This window comes from Pseudomonas sp. XP1, from assembly GCF_053557675.1.
This window is the reverse complement of sequence record NZ_JBNRIJ010000004.1, coordinates 41,406-54,833: the sequence shown is the minus strand read 5'-3', so window position 1 is coordinate 54,833 and position 13,428 is coordinate 41,406. Positions and strand designations below refer to the sequence as shown.

At 64.5% G+C, this 13,428-nt stretch carries 12 protein-coding genes; all 12 read left to right on the top strand.

The features are described 5' to 3' along the window. Positions 1–79: 79 nt before the first annotated feature. Positions 80–517 (top strand): NfeD family protein, encoded by a 438-nt coding sequence (locus ACK1U9_RS05410; RefSeq protein WP_135002751.1) that lies wholly within the window; start codon positions 80–82, stop codon positions 515–517. A 26-nt stretch (positions 518–543) separates the two neighbouring features. Further along, the gene (locus ACK1U9_RS05405; RefSeq protein WP_013974384.1) at positions 544–1,398 is read left to right on the top strand and encodes an SPFH domain-containing protein; all 855 of its coding nucleotides are present in this window, start codon (positions 544–546) and stop codon (positions 1,396–1,398) included. A 213-nt stretch (positions 1,399–1,611) separates the two neighbouring features. Beyond that, a complete protein-coding gene (locus tag ACK1U9_RS05400) occupies positions 1,612–2,001 on the top strand; it encodes a DUF2946 domain-containing protein (protein ID WP_196183310.1) in 390 nt (129 codons plus the stop codon). Between the two features lie 47 nt (positions 2,002–2,048). Further along, positions 2,049–2,534, top strand: a complete 486-nt coding sequence (locus ACK1U9_RS05395; RefSeq protein WP_046613261.1) for a copper chaperone PCu(A)C — start codon at positions 2,049–2,051, stop codon at positions 2,532–2,534. 23 nt (positions 2,535–2,557) lie between these two features. Beyond that, positions 2,558–2,989: a DUF2946 domain-containing protein gene (locus tag ACK1U9_RS05390; protein ID WP_085599687.1), complete on the top strand. Its 432-nt coding sequence runs from the start codon at positions 2,558–2,560 to the stop codon at positions 2,987–2,989. Between the two features lie 69 nt (positions 2,990–3,058). Then, on the top strand, positions 3,059–5,110 hold the full coding sequence (locus tag ACK1U9_RS05385) for a TonB-dependent copper receptor (RefSeq protein WP_108481509.1): 2,052 nt from the start codon (positions 3,059–3,061) through the stop codon (positions 5,108–5,110). A gap of 58 nt (positions 5,111–5,168) precedes the next feature. Beyond that, the gene (locus ACK1U9_RS05380; RefSeq protein WP_108481510.1) at positions 5,169–6,536 is read left to right on the top strand and encodes a PepSY-associated TM helix domain-containing protein; all 1,368 of its coding nucleotides are present in this window, start codon (positions 5,169–5,171) and stop codon (positions 6,534–6,536) included. A 235-nt stretch (positions 6,537–6,771) separates the two neighbouring features. Further along, on the top strand, positions 6,772–8,178 hold the full coding sequence (cycA, locus tag ACK1U9_RS05375; RefSeq protein WP_025340798.1) for a D-serine/D-alanine/glycine transporter: 1,407 nt from the start codon (positions 6,772–6,774) through the stop codon (positions 8,176–8,178). A gap of 371 nt (positions 8,179–8,549) precedes the next feature. Further along, positions 8,550–9,815 carry an urea ABC transporter substrate-binding protein gene (urtA, locus tag ACK1U9_RS05370; RefSeq protein WP_046613270.1) on the top strand — a complete coding sequence of 422 codons (1,266 nt, stop codon included), beginning with the start codon at positions 8,550–8,552 and terminating at the stop codon, positions 9,813–9,815. A gap of 107 nt (positions 9,816–9,922) precedes the next feature. After that, entirely contained in the window at positions 9,923–11,443 is a 1,521-nt protein-coding gene (gene urtB / locus ACK1U9_RS05365; protein ID WP_449109747.1) for an urea ABC transporter permease subunit UrtB, read from the top strand. Next, positions 11,443–12,522, top strand: coding sequence for an urea ABC transporter permease subunit UrtC (gene urtC, locus ACK1U9_RS05360; RefSeq protein WP_085599694.1), 1,080 nt, complete (start codon positions 11,443–11,445; stop codon positions 12,520–12,522). The genes urtB and urtC overlap by 1 nt, the downstream gene beginning before the upstream one ends. Then, positions 12,519–13,376, top strand: coding sequence for an urea ABC transporter ATP-binding protein UrtD (urtD, locus tag ACK1U9_RS05355; RefSeq protein WP_108481512.1), 858 nt, complete (start codon positions 12,519–12,521; stop codon positions 13,374–13,376). Before urtC ends, urtD begins: the two co-directional genes overlap by 4 nt. Positions 13,377–13,428: the final 52 nt, after the last annotated feature.

Below are 13,428 nucleotides of genomic sequence, written 5' to 3'. Positions count from 1 at the left end.
TTTCCTTCAAACCATGAAGTGGCCTTGTGCCGCACTGCTGCCGTAAACTCGGCACTCTCCCCCGGAAGGCACTACCCATATGGAAATGCAATGGTGGATCTGGCTGGTCTTCGGCATCGCGCTGATCCTGCTCGAACTGGTCCTGCCGACGTTCTTCATCCTCTGGTTCGGCATCGGCGCCGTGCTGGTGTCGCTCATTTCGCTGGCCGCCCCCAGCCTGCAACTGGACATGCAGGTGCTGCTGTGGGTGCTGATGTCGTCAGTCACCACGGCACTGTGGTTCAAGCTGTTCCGGCGCAAGCAACCAGACGTACGCTGGACCGCCGAAAGCGTGATCGGTGAAGTAGGGCTGCTGACTGCTGGCGTGTCGGAGTTCCAGAAAGGCCGTGTGCGCTTCCAGAAGCCCATCCTCGGCAACGAGGAGTGGACCTGCGTCGCCAACAGCGAGATCGCGGCCGGCGAGCGGGTACGCCTGACCGCCATCGAAGGCAACACCGCCCGGGTCACCCGAGCCTGAATCCGCACTAAAAGGAATTTCGCATCATGACCAGCCTCATCGTCGTCGTCGCCATCGCCCTGTTCGTCCTGATAACCGTGTTCAAGGGGGTGCGCATCGTGCCCCAGGGCGAGGAATGGGTCGTCGAGCGCCTGGGCCGCTACCAAAGCACGCTCAAGCCCGGCCTGAACATCGTCATCCCGTACATGGACGTGGTCGCGTACCGCCTGCCGACCAAGGACATCATCCTCGATGTGCAGCAGCAGGAAATCATCACCCGGGATAACGCGGTGATCGTCGCCAACGCCCTGTGCTTTGCCAAGGTGGTCGACCCGCAGAAGGCCTCCTATGGCGTGCAGGACTTCTCGTTCGCCGTCACCAGCCTGACCATGACCTCGCTGCGCGCCATCGTCGGCGCCATGGACCTGGACGAAGCGCTGTCCAGCCGCGAGCAGATCAAGGCGCGTCTGCGCGAGGCGATGTCCGAGCAGACCGAAGACTGGGGCGTGACCGTACGCTCGGTGGAAATCCAGGACATCAAGCCCTCGGAGAACATGCAATTGGCCATGGAGCGCCAGGCGGCAGCAGAGCGTGAGCGCAAGGCCGACGTGACCCGTGCCGAAGGGGCCAAGCAGGCTGCGATCCTGGAAGCAGAAGCACGCTTGCAGGCAGCCAGGCTGGATGCCGAAGCGCAGATCAGCCTGGCCGAGGCCTCGGCGCGGGCGATTTCGCTGGTCAAGGACGCGGTCGGCAACGAGACCGTACCGGCGATGTACCTGCTGGGCGAGCGCTATGTGGGGGCGATGGAAAACCTGGCGGGCAGCAGCAATGCCAAGGTGGTGGTGCTGCCGGCGGACCTGCAGGAGACCGTGCGTGGGCTGATGGGCCGCAACAAGGCTTGAGGGTACCTTTGCCTTCAGCGCCGACAAGCCAGCCCCCACAGGTTTACCACAGGCTTTGAAATCTGTGCGTTCCCTGTGGGAGCTGGCTTGCCGGCGATTGGGCTGCAGAGCAGCCCCTCGAAGGGCCCGGCCTGCGTCACTTCACCGCACCCCGCCATTTTTACCTATACTCCGCCTTACAATACCCACCACGATTCCTGACCGGATCTCTCCATGCCCCCACGTCGGCACATCGCCTGGATAGCCTGCCTTGCAGTGCTGTTCAACCTGCTGGCCATGCCGCTGTCTTCCGCCGCGCCCAAGGGCCCGGCCGAGCAGCTGCTGTGGGGGGCCTTCTGTTCCAGCATGGCCAACAAGGCCAAGGTCGACGTCCAGGCCCTGGCCAAGATCGACCTCGGCCCGCAAAGCGACGAAAGCGCCAGCATTATGAATTGCTGGTGCTGCTTCGGTGCGGCGCCACTGCTGGCCCTGCCCGGCTATCCGCCGCAGCTGCACAACCCGCCGACACTGCTGGCCGGGCCGCTGCCGCCACCTGCCGACTACCACGCCACGCCGCGCCAACTCTGGCCGGCGCTCAACCCCCGTGCCTCTCCGCTGGCCTGAGTTCATCACGCTGTCTGCCTGAACCTGAACAGAAACGGAGATTCACCATGCTCAAGCACGCCCTCGTCATGGCCGCCCTGCTGCTGCCCGGCGCCTATGCCAATGCCCACGAATACAGCGTGGGTGACCTGCACATCGCCCACCCCTGGTCACTGCAGCTGCCACCCAACGCCCCCAACGTCGCGGCGTATTTCGTGGTGCACAACAATGGCCAGGCCGACGACCGCCTGCTCGGTGTCGACAGCCCCATCAGCGATGACGCACAACTGCATGAGCATGCCATGAGCGCCAGCGGTGCCATGAAGATGCAGCAGGTGCCCAGCGTGGTGGTACCCGCAGGCAAGGACCTGACCTTCGCCCCCAGCGCCTACCATGTGATGCTGATGCAGCCCAAGGACCGCAGCCTGCTCAGCGACGGCAAGCGCTTCCCGTTGACCCTGCACTTCGAAAAGGCCGGCGATATCACCGTCGATGTGGCAGTGCAGAAGCAGGCGCCGACGGACCAGCCGCAAGCCCACGAACACACGCATTGATCACCCGCTGAAAGGCACTCGCCATGAGCCTGCCGCGCAACAGCATCAGCCGTTCCACCCGCCCTGACCGCAGGCGCGCCGGTGGCGGATGGCTGAGCCTGTTCGCCATGTGGATGATCTTCATCGGCCCGCTGATTTCCCAGTCGATGCCGATGGACCACCACGCCGGCATGAGCATGCCGATGGACATGCCGATGGCAACTGCCCATCAGCATGGCGGCAACCCCCATCACGGCCAGGCTGGCGATGGCCAGTTGCATGTGATGTGGGAAAAGTGCGGTTACTGCAGCCTGCTGTTCAACTGCCCGGCCCTGCCCCAGGCCCTCAGCCCGCTCAGTGCAGGCAACGTCGTATCCACCACCCACCTGTTCGCACCCACGCGCCAGGGGCATGCCCGGCAGGCTGTATTCCCCGGCGCGCGCAGCCGCGCCCCACCTTCCTCGATCAACGTCTGAACCCACATTTTTTTGCGCACGGAGCCAGGAGGCTTCGCGCTGACTCATGACTGATCGACTGGAATCATTATGTCCGGCTGCACCCCTGTTTTTGCCTTGTCCCTGCGTGGGACCATCGCCGCCGTGTGCGGCTCACTGCTCGCGCCCGTGGCCCTGGCCGCCGACCCAGGCCATGAAGGCCATGCACACGACGCCTCCGAGCTGAGCCCGACGGTGATCACCGCCGTGGCCCCGAGCTCGCCGCTGACCGTGGTCACCAACCCGAAAGACCCGCGCCAGCCGGTGCCGGCCAGCGATGGCGCCGACTACCTGAAGACCATCCCCGGTTTCTCGGCCATCCGCGCCGGCGGCACCAACGGCGACCCGGTACTGCGCGGCATGTTCGGCTCGCGCCTGAACATCCTCACCAATGGCGGCCTGATGCTGGGCGCCTGCCCCAACCGCATGGACGCCCCCACGTCGTACATCTCGCCGGAAACCTACGACCGCCTGACCGTGATCAAAGGCCCGCAAAGCGTGATCTGGGGCCCGGGCGGCTCGGCAGGTACCATCCTGTTCGAGCGTGAGCCCGAGAAATTCGGCACACTCGGCAGCCGGGTCAATGCCAGCCTGCTGGCCGGCTCCAACGGCCGCTTCGACAAGGTGCTGGACACTGCCGCCGGCAATGACCAGGCCTACGCCCGCTTCGTCGGCAACAAGTCGCGCTCGGACGACTACCATGATGGCGATGACAACACCGTGCCGTCACGCTGGGACAAGTGGAACGGCGATGTCGCCCTCGGCTGGACTCCCGACCAGGACACCTTGCTGGAACTCACCGCCGGCAAGGGCGACGGTGAGGCTCGCTATGCCGGGCGTGGCATGGACGGCTCGCAGTTCAAGCGCGAAAGCCTGGGTCTGCGTTTCGAAAAATCCAACCTCGGCGAGGTGCTCGACAAGGTCGAGGCGCAGGTCTACTACAACTACGCCGACCACGTGATGGACAACTACAGCCTGCGCACGCCTTCGGGCAGCGGCATGATGGGCATGCCGATGGTCAGCAACGTCGACCGCCGCACCATGGGCGCACGCATCAAGGCCACCTGGCGCTGGGCCGATGTGCAACTGATCGGCGGCATCGACGCGCAGACCAACGAACATCGCAAGCGCGGCGGCATGGGTGTGGACGCGCACAAGGGCCAGGCCTGGACCAAGGACGCCGACTTCCACAACTACGGTGCCTTCGGCGAGCTGACCTGGTACGTCAGTGGTGAGGACCGCATGATTACCGGTGCCCGCCTGGACCGCGCCTCGGCCCGCGACTTCCGTGCGACCAGCGCCACCAACGGCGACACCCGCGCCGACACCCTGCCCAGCGGCTTCGTCCGCTACGAGCACGACCTGGCAGCCATCCCGGCCACCACGTACATCGGCCTTGGTCATGCCCAGCGTTTCCCCGACTACTGGGAGCTGTTCTCGCCCAAGCTGGCCCCACCCGGTGCGGCCAATGCTTTCGACGGTATCAAGCCAGAGAAGACCACCCAGCTCGACTTCGGTATCCAGTACCGCGACGAGCGCATTGAAGCGTGGGTGTCTGGCTACATCGGGCAGATCCGCGACTACATCCTGTTCGACTACCAGGGGATGAGCTCCCAGGCTCGCAACATCGACGCCCGCATCATGGGCGGCGAACTGGGCGCGGCCTACCAGCTGACGGAAAACTGGAAGGCGGACGCCACGCTGGCCTACGCCTGGGGCAAGAACAGCAGTGACGGCACAGCACTACCGCAAATGCCGCCTCTGGAAAGCCGCCTGGGCCTGACTTACAGCCGCGATGCATGGAGCGTCGGTGCACTGTGGCGGTTGGTGGCGGCGCAGAACCGCATCGCCGAGAACCAGGGCAACGTGGTCGGCAAGGACTACGACAAGAGCGCCGGCTTCGGCGTGTTCTCGCTCAATGGCGCCTACAAGGTAAGCAACCACCTCAAGCTCAGCGCAGGGGTCGACAACCTGTTCGACAAGACCTACGCCGAGCACTTGAACCTGGCCGGGAACGCCGGGTTCGGCTACCCGGCTACCGATCCACAGCCGGTCAACGAGCCAGGCAGGACCTTCTGGACCAAGGTCGACTTCAGCTTCTGACAACAACAACGGGCGCGGCGCAGGTCGCGCCCATCTGCTGGTCAAACAGGAGGTTCCCATGAGAGGAACACGCATCAATTTCTACAACCTGGCCTGGCGTTGGCACTTCTATGCGGGGCTGTTCGTGGCCCCGTTCATGATTCTGCTGGCAATCACCGGGATCATCTACCTGTTCAAGCCGCAGCTCGACCCGCTGCTGTATCGCGAGCTGATGGTGGTCGAAGCCGGCCACCACCGACAGGGCGCGGACACGATGCTGACCGAGGTGCGCAAGGCCTACCCCAAGGGCCACGTTGGCCAGTACCTGCCGCCGCTGGACGCCGAACGCAGCGCGCAATTCGTGGTGCATGATGCCGGGCGCGAACTGAACGTATTCGTCGACCCCTACAGCGGCAAAGTCCTCGGCGAACAGGATGGCAAGCAGAACCTCCAGGCCATCGCCCGCGCTCTGCATGGCGAACTGATGGTCGGCACGGTTGGTGACCGCCTGGTGGAGCTGGCCGCTGGCTGGGGCATCGTGCTGGTGGTATCGGGCCTGTACTTGTGGTGGCCACGCGGGCGCAATGGCGCTGGCGTGCTGTGGCCACGGCTATCGGCACGCGGCCGACTGTTCTGGCGCGACCTGCATGCGGTGACCGGTTTCTGGGGCTCGGCCTTGTTGCTGCTGATGCTGGTCAGCGGCATGACCTGGACCGGCCTGTGGGGCAAGCAGTACGCCGACTTGTGGAACCGCTTTCCGGCGGCCATGTGGAACGACGTGCCCAAGTCGGACCAGCAGGCGGGTGAACTCAACAGCGCACACCGCCAGACCGTGCCATGGGCGATGGAAAACACGCCGATGCCGCAGTCTGGTGCACACGCCGAACATGCGGGGCATCACATGATGTCAAGCGCGCCGGCAGCGCCACAGATAAGCCTGCAGCAGGTCGAAGACATCGCTACTGCGCGCCAGGTCGAACCGGGTTACAGCATTACCGCGCCGACCACGGCCGATGGCGTGTTCACCATCGCCGTATTCGCCGACGACCCGCGCAACGACGCCACCCTGCATGTCGACCAGTACACCGGCAAGGTGTTGGCCGATGTGCGCTGGCAGGACTACAGCCCGGTCGCCCGTGCCACCGAGCTGGGTGTGATGCTGCATGAAGGCAAGATGTTCGGTGCGCTCAACCAGATCATCATCCTGCTGGTGTGCCTGATGATCTTGCTGGGTTCGGTGAGCGGGCTGGTGATGTGGTGGAAGCGCAGGCCGGCCGGCGGGCTGGGTGTGCCGCCGCTGCGCCATGACCTGCCGCGCTGGAAGGTAGCGGTGGGGGTGATGCTGGTGCTGGGGTTGATGTTCCCGCTGGTGGGGGTGTCGATGGTGGTGATGTGGCTGGTGGATAGCCTGGTGGTCAGGCGCGGCCGGGTGCTGGCCAGCGCTTGAGCCATGCTTCGTCTGTGCCGGCCCTTTCGCGGGTAAACCCGCTCCCACAGTTTCTGCGTCAAGCCTGAGGGCAGCGCGTCCCTGTGGGAGCGGGTTCCCCCGCGAAGAGGCCGGCACAGGCACAACACTGCTACCCAAAAGTCGAGTCGATCTGTCGCGCCCCGAACTGGAACGCGCGTGTTAGCCTAGCCGGCTACCTCTGACAAGACGACCGACCGTCCAAGGGAATGAGCCTATGACGCAAACCTCACCCACAGCGCCAGATGAACAGCATCTGCAGCGCAACCTGACCAACCGCCACATCCAGCTGATCGCCATCGGCGGCGCGATCGGTACCGGCCTGTTCATGGGCTCGGGCAAGACCATCAGCCTGGCCGGGCCGTCGATCATCTTCGTCTACATGATCATCGGCTTCATGCTGTTCTTCGTCATGCGCGCCATGGGCGAACTGCTGCTGTCGAACCTCAACTACAAGTCGTTCATCGATTTCTCCGCCGACCTGCTCGGTCCCTGGGCAGGCTACTTCACCGGCTGGACCTACTGGTTCTGCTGGGTAGTCACTGGTATCGCCGACGTGGTCGCGATCGCGGCCTATACGCAGTTCTGGTTCCCTGAACTGCCGCAGTGGATACCGGCGCTGACCTGCGTAGGGCTGCTGCTGTCGCTGAACCTGGTGACGGTGAAGATGTTCGGTGAAATGGAGTTCTGGTTTGCCCTGATCAAGATCGTCGCCATCATCGGCCTGGTCGTCACCGGTCTGTACATGGTCATCACCGGCTTCACCTCGCCCAGCGGGCGCACCGCGCAACTGGCAAACCTGTGGAATGACGGCGGCATGTTCCCCAATGGCCTGATGGGCTTCTTCGCCGGTTTCCAGATCGCCGTGTTCGCCTTCGTCGGCATCGAGCTGGTGGGCACAACCGCCGCCGAAGCGAAGAACCCGGAGCGCACCCTGCCACGGGCGATCAACTCGATCCCGGTCCGGATCATCGTGTTCTACGTGCTGGCGCTGATCGCGATCATGGCCGTGACGCCATGGCGCGACGTGGTGCCAGGCAAGAGCCCGTTCGTGGAACTGTTCGTGCTGGCCGGCCTGCCGGCAGCGGCGAGCATCATCAACTTCGTGGTGCTGACTTCGGCGGCTTCGTCGGCCAACAGCGGCGTGTTCTCCACCAGCCGCATGCTCTACGGCCTGAGCCAGGAGGGTGACGCACCCAAGGCCTTCGAGAAACTGTCGAGCCGCTCGGTACCAGCCAACGGCCTGTACTTCTCCTGCACCTGCCTGCTGCTGGGCGCAGTGCTGATCTACCTGGTGCCGAACGTGGTCGAGGCGTTCACCCTGGTCACCACCGTTTCGGCGGTGCTGTTCATGTTCGTCTGGACATTGATCCTGCTGTCGTACCTGAAGTACCGCAAGCACCGCGCGGCACTGCATCAGGCCTCGAAGTACAAGATGCCGGGCGGGCGCTTCATGTGCTACGTGTGCCTGGTGTTCTTTGCCTTCATTCTGGTTTTGCTGAGCCTGGAGGACGATACCCGTGCGGCATTGCTGGTGACGCCGATCTGGTTCGTGCTGCTGGCGGTGACCTATCAGGGGGTGCGCAGCAAGCGCCATCCACGCACGGCAGTGCGTAACGGCTGATGACCCTGGGGGCTGCTCTGCAGCCCTTTCGCCGGCAAGCCAGGCTCCCACCTCGACCGCATCGACTTCAAGTCATGCGCTATCAACTGTCTTGTGTTGCCTGTACTGGCCTCATCGCCGGCAGGGCAGCTCCCACAGGGACAGCGCATGGCTCGAGGCCGATGCGCTCGGTGTAGGAGCTGGCTTGCCGGCGATGGGCCGCACAGCGGCACCAATCCTGTGCACACAAATCCATCAGGCACCAACCTGGATCCAACCAACGCCCCAACACCTCGCACAACCCCTCTATTGCGCACCTTCCGCCGTTAGGCACACCCCTTGCAACCCCCTCCCCGCTTGCCCAACACATAAAAACTCAGCGGAGAGAGCACATGAAGCGACGCAGTCTGATCAAGGCCTTCACCCTTAGCGCATCGATTGCCGCAATGGGCCTGAGCTGGAGCATCCAGGCCGCCGAAACCATCAAGGTCGGCATCCTGCATTCGCTGTCGGGGACCATGGCCATTTCCGAGACTTCGCTCAAGGACATGGCGCTGATGACCATCGAGCAGATCAACGCCAAGGGCGGCGTGAACGGCAAGCTGCTCGAGCCGGTGGTGGTCGACCCGGCCTCCAACTGGCCGCTGTTCGCAGAAAAGAGTCGCCAGTTGCTGACCCAGGACAAGGTGGCAGTGGTGTTCGGTTGCTGGACCTCGGTATCGCGCAAGTCGGTACTGCCGGTGTTCGAGGAACTGAACGGCCTTCTGTTCTACCCGGTGCAGTACGAGGGTGAAGAGATGTCGCCGAACGTGTTCTACACCGGCGCCGCGCCCAACCAGCAAGCCATCCCGGCCGTGGAGTACCTGATGAGCGAGGACGGCGGCAGCGCCAAGCGCTTCTTCCTGCTGGGCACCGACTACGTCTACCCGCGCACCACCAACAAGATCCTGCGTGCCTTCCTGCACAGCAAGGGCGTGGCCGACAAGGACATCGAAGAGGTGTACACGCCGTTCGGCCACAGCGATTACCAGACCATCGTCGCCAACATCAAGAAGTTCTCCGCCGGTGGCAAGACCGCGGTCATCTCCACGGTCAACGGCGACTCCAACGTGCCGTTCTACAAGGAGCTGGCCAACCAAGGCCTGAAGGCCACCGACGTGCCGGTGGTGGCGTTCTCGGTGGGCGAAGAAGAACTGCGCGGCATCGACACCAAGCCGCTGGTGGGCCATCTGGCGGCGTGGAACTACTTCGAGTCGGTGGATAACCCGGTCAACCAGAAATTCGTCGCCGACTGGAAGGCCTACGCCAAGGCCAAGGGCCTGCCAGGCGCCGACAAGGCGGTGACCAACGACCCGATGGAGGCGACCTATGTGGGCATACACATGTGGGCGCAGGCAGTGGAGAAAGCCAAGTCCACCGATGTCGACAAGGTACGCGAAGCACTGGCCGGGCAAAGCTTCAAGGCGCCATCCGGCTTCACCCTGACCATGGACAAGACCAACCACCACCTGCACAAGCCGGTGATGATCGGCGAGATCCAGGATGACGGGCAGTTCAGTGTGGTGTGGGAAACCGAGCAACCGCTGCGGGCGCAGCCATGGAGCCCGTTCATTCCCGGCAACGACAAGCGCCCTGATTACGCCGTGAAAGGTAACTGAGTGCACTGGGGCTGCTTTGCAGCCCAATCGCCGGCAAGCCAGCTCCCACAAGAAAAAGCACCCTCCTCAAGGCCTGTGGATGACCTGCGGGAGCTGGCTTGCCGGCGATGAATCCAACGCCGATTTCCAGGATTACCCGCATGCTCAGACTGCTGCTCACCCTGCTCCTGCTGATGCCCTTGGCAACCCAGGCCAGCGAGGGCGAATTCTTCCTCACCGCCAAGCCCGCCGAGCAGGCCCAACTGCTCGAAAGCTGGGCGGCGCAACCCGATACCGCACGCCTGCCGCTGCTGGAGAACCTGCGCCAAGGCCGCATCGCCGCTGAAGACACGCGCAAGGTGCGCCTGAACAACCGCCTGCGCGGCCTGATCGACAACGCCCTGGCCAGCCACCAGTTGCTCAGCCACAACAGCGCCATCCGCCTGGCCGCCGCCCAGCAACTGCAAAAGAGCGCGCAACCTGCGCAAATGGCCTTCCTCGACCGGCGCTTTGCCCTCGAAGTGGACCCCGCCGTGCACGCCGCCCTCGGCCTGGCCCTGGCCAACCTGCAACTGGGCGCCAGCGAACCGGCAGTACGCCTGGCCGCCGTTCGCCTGCTCGGCGAAACCGGTGACCCGCTGGCCCGCACCCGCCTCGAAGCCTTGCTGCAACCCAACGCGGAAACCGACCCGGGCGTGCGCACCGCCGCCGAAACCAGCCTGGCCCAGGTGCAGCGCAAGCTGCTGGCGGGCGAACTGCTCGGCCAGGCCTTCAGCGGCCTGTCGCTGGGCTCGATCCTGCTGCTGGCAGCACTTGGCCTGGCCATCACCTTCGGCCTGCTCGGGGTGATCAACATGGCCCACGGCGAAATGCTGATGCTCGGCGCCTACAGCACCTACATGGTCCAGGTACTGCTGCAGCGCTACGCCCCCGGCGCCATCGAGTTCTACCCGCTGATCGCCCTGCCAGTGGCGTTCGCCATCAGTGCCGGGGTCGGTATGGCATTGGAGCGCACGGTAATCCGCCACCTGTACGGTCGCCCACTGGAAACCCTGCTGGCGACCTGGGGCATCAGCCTGATCCTGATCCAGGCCATCCGCCTGCTGTTCGGCGCGCAGAACGTCGAAGTCAGCAACCCGACCTGGCTGTCGGGGGGCATCCAGTTGCTGCCCAACCTGGTGCTGCCATACAACCGCCTGGTGATCATCGGCTTCGCCCTGGCCGTGGTACTGCTCACCTGGCTGCTGCTCAACCGCACACGGCTGGGCCTGAACGTGCGCGCGGTCACCCAGAACCGCAACATGGCCGCCTGCTGCGGCGTGTCCACCGGGCGCGTCGACATGCTCGCCTTCGGCCTCGGTTCGGGCATCGCCGGGCTTGGTGGCGTGGCCCTGAGCCAGGTCGGCAACGTCGGCCCGGACCTGGGCCAGAGCTACATCATCGACTCGTTCCTGGTGGTGGTGCTCGGCGGCGTCGGCCAGTTGGCCGGCAGCCTGTGGGCAGCCTTCGGCCTTGGCATCGCCAACAAGCTGCTGGAGCCGCAGATCGGCGCCGTGCTCGGCAAGATCCTCATCCTTGCGTTGATCATTCTGTTCATCCAGAAGCGCCCGCAAGGCCTGTTCGCCCTCAAGGGACGGGTAATCGACTGATGAACCAGCCACTGCTTGTCACCGCTACGCAAAAGGCCGGGCCACGCCTGACCCTGGCTATCGGCGCCGTCGTCGTCCTGCTGCTGGTGGCCCTGCCGCTGCTGTCGCTGCTGCCGGCGGACCATGCCCTGCAAGTGTCGGCCTACACCCTGACCCTGATCGGCAAGATCCTCTGCTACGCCATCGTCGCCCTGGCCCTGGACCTGGTCTGGGGCTACGCCGGGCTGCTGTCGCTGGGCCACGGGCTGTTCTTCGCCCTTGGTGGCTACGCCATGGGCATGTACCTGATGCGCCAGGCCGCCGGTGACGGCCTGCCAGGGTTCATGACCTTTCTGTCGTGGAGCGAACTGCCGTGGTACTGGGCTGGCACCCAGCATTTTGCCTGGGCCCTGTGCCTGGTGGTGCTGGCGCCCGGGCTGCTGGCGCTGGTGTTCGGCTGGTTCGCCTTCCGCTCGCGGATCAAGGGCGTGTACTTCTCGATCATGACCCAGGCGCTGACCTTCGCCGGCATGTTGCTGTTCTTCCGCAACGAAACCGGCTTTGGCGGCAACAACGGCTTTACCAGCTTCCGCACCATCCTTGGCTTCGACATTGCTGCCCAAGGCACCCGCGCGGTGCTGTTCCTGCTCACCGTCGGCCTGCTGCTGGCCAGCCTGTACCTGTGCAGGTGCCTGACCCGCAGCAAGTTCGGCCGCCTGCTCACCGCCGTGCGCGACGCCGAGAACCGCCTGATGTTCTGTGGCTATGACCCACGCGGTTTCAAGCTGCTGGTGTGGGTGCTGAGCGCCGTACTGTGCGGCCTGGCCGGTGCGCTGTACGTACCGCAGGTGGGCATCATCAACCCCAGCGAGATGTCGCCGACCAACTCCATCGAAGCCGCCGTGTGGGTGGCCCTGGGCGGGCGCGGCACCTTGCTCGGCCCGTTGCTCGGCGCCGGCCTGGTCAATGGCATGAAAAGCTGGTTCACCGTGGCCTTCCCGGAGTTCTGGCTGTTCTTCCTCGGCGCATTGTTCATCCTCGTCACCCTGTACCTGCCCAAGGGCGTGGTCGGCCTGTTGAAGAAAAGGAGCCAGCCATGAGAGGCGTACCCCCGGTACACCCCGAATTCATGCTCGAACCGGTGTTCGACAACCTAGGCGCCGGCCGCGACGCCATCGGCCTGGGCCACAGCCGCAAGGCCGGCCTGGACACCCGCCATGGCACAGTGCTGAGCCTGGAAGACATCAGCGTCAGCTTCGATGGCTTCAAGGCGCTGAACGCGCTGAACCTGTACATCGGCGTGGGCGAGCTGCGTTGCATCATCGGCCCCAACGGGGCCGGCAAGACCACGATGATGGATGTGATCACCGGCAAGACCCGGCCCGACAGCGGTACGGCCTATTTCGGTGACACCCTCGACCTGACCCGCATGAGCGAATACCAGATCGCCCAGGCCGGCATAGGCCGCAAGTTCCAGAAGCCCACGGTGTTCGAGGCGCTGACGGTGTTCGAAAACCTGGAACTGGCGCTGAAGGCCGACAAGTCGGTATGGGCCAGCCTGGCAGCGCGCTTGGGCGGTGAGCAGCGCCAGCGCATCGAGGAAATGCTGGGCATTTTGCGCCTGCTGCCACTGGCCCAGCGCCAGGCAGGGTTGCTGTCGCATGGGCAGAAGCAGTTCCTGGAGATCGGCATGCTGCTGGTGCAGGAGCCGCAACTGCTGTTGCTGGACGAGCCGGTCGCGGGCATGACCGATGCCGAGACCGAGTTCACGGCCGAACTGTTCAAGGGGCTGGCTGGCAAGCATTCGCTGATGGTGGTGGAGCATGACATGGGGTTCGTTGGCAGCATTGCCGACCATGTGACCGTGCTGCACCAGGGCAGCGTGCTGGCGGAAGGGTCGCTGGAGCAGGTGCAGGCGGATGAGCGGGTGGTCGAGGTGTATCTGGGCCGCTAGACATGGATACCTGTGCCGGCCTCTTCGCGGGTAAACCCGCTCCCACAGGTAC

Coding starts and splice junctions, on each gene's coding strand:
- ACK1U9_RS05410 (WP_135002751.1), top strand. CDS start 80: ATGGAAATGCAATGGTGGATCTGGCTGGTCTTCGGCATCGCGCTGATC.
- ACK1U9_RS05390 (WP_085599687.1), top strand. CDS start 2,558: ATGAGCCTGCCGCGCAACAGCATCAGCCGTTCCACCCGCCCTGACCGC.
- ACK1U9_RS05380 (WP_108481510.1), top strand. CDS start 5,169: ATGAGAGGAACACGCATCAATTTCTACAACCTGGCCTGGCGTTGGCAC.
- ACK1U9_RS05400 (WP_196183310.1), top strand. CDS start 1,612: ATGCCCCCACGTCGGCACATCGCCTGGATAGCCTGCCTTGCAGTGCTG.
- ACK1U9_RS05385 (WP_108481509.1), top strand. CDS start 3,059: ATGTCCGGCTGCACCCCTGTTTTTGCCTTGTCCCTGCGTGGGACCATC.
- urtD (WP_108481512.1), top strand. CDS start 12,519: ATGAGAGGCGTACCCCCGGTACACCCCGAATTCATGCTCGAACCGGTG.
- cycA (WP_025340798.1), top strand. CDS start 6,772: ATGACGCAAACCTCACCCACAGCGCCAGATGAACAGCATCTGCAGCGC.
- ACK1U9_RS05405 (WP_013974384.1), top strand. CDS start 544: ATGACCAGCCTCATCGTCGTCGTCGCCATCGCCCTGTTCGTCCTGATA.
- urtB (WP_449109747.1), top strand. CDS start 9,923: ATGAATCCAACGCCGATTTCCAGGATTACCCGCATGCTCAGACTGCTG.
- urtC (WP_085599694.1), top strand. CDS start 11,443: ATGAACCAGCCACTGCTTGTCACCGCTACGCAAAAGGCCGGGCCACGC.
- ACK1U9_RS05395 (WP_046613261.1), top strand. CDS start 2,049: ATGCTCAAGCACGCCCTCGTCATGGCCGCCCTGCTGCTGCCCGGCGCC.
- urtA (WP_046613270.1), top strand. CDS start 8,550: ATGAAGCGACGCAGTCTGATCAAGGCCTTCACCCTTAGCGCATCGATT.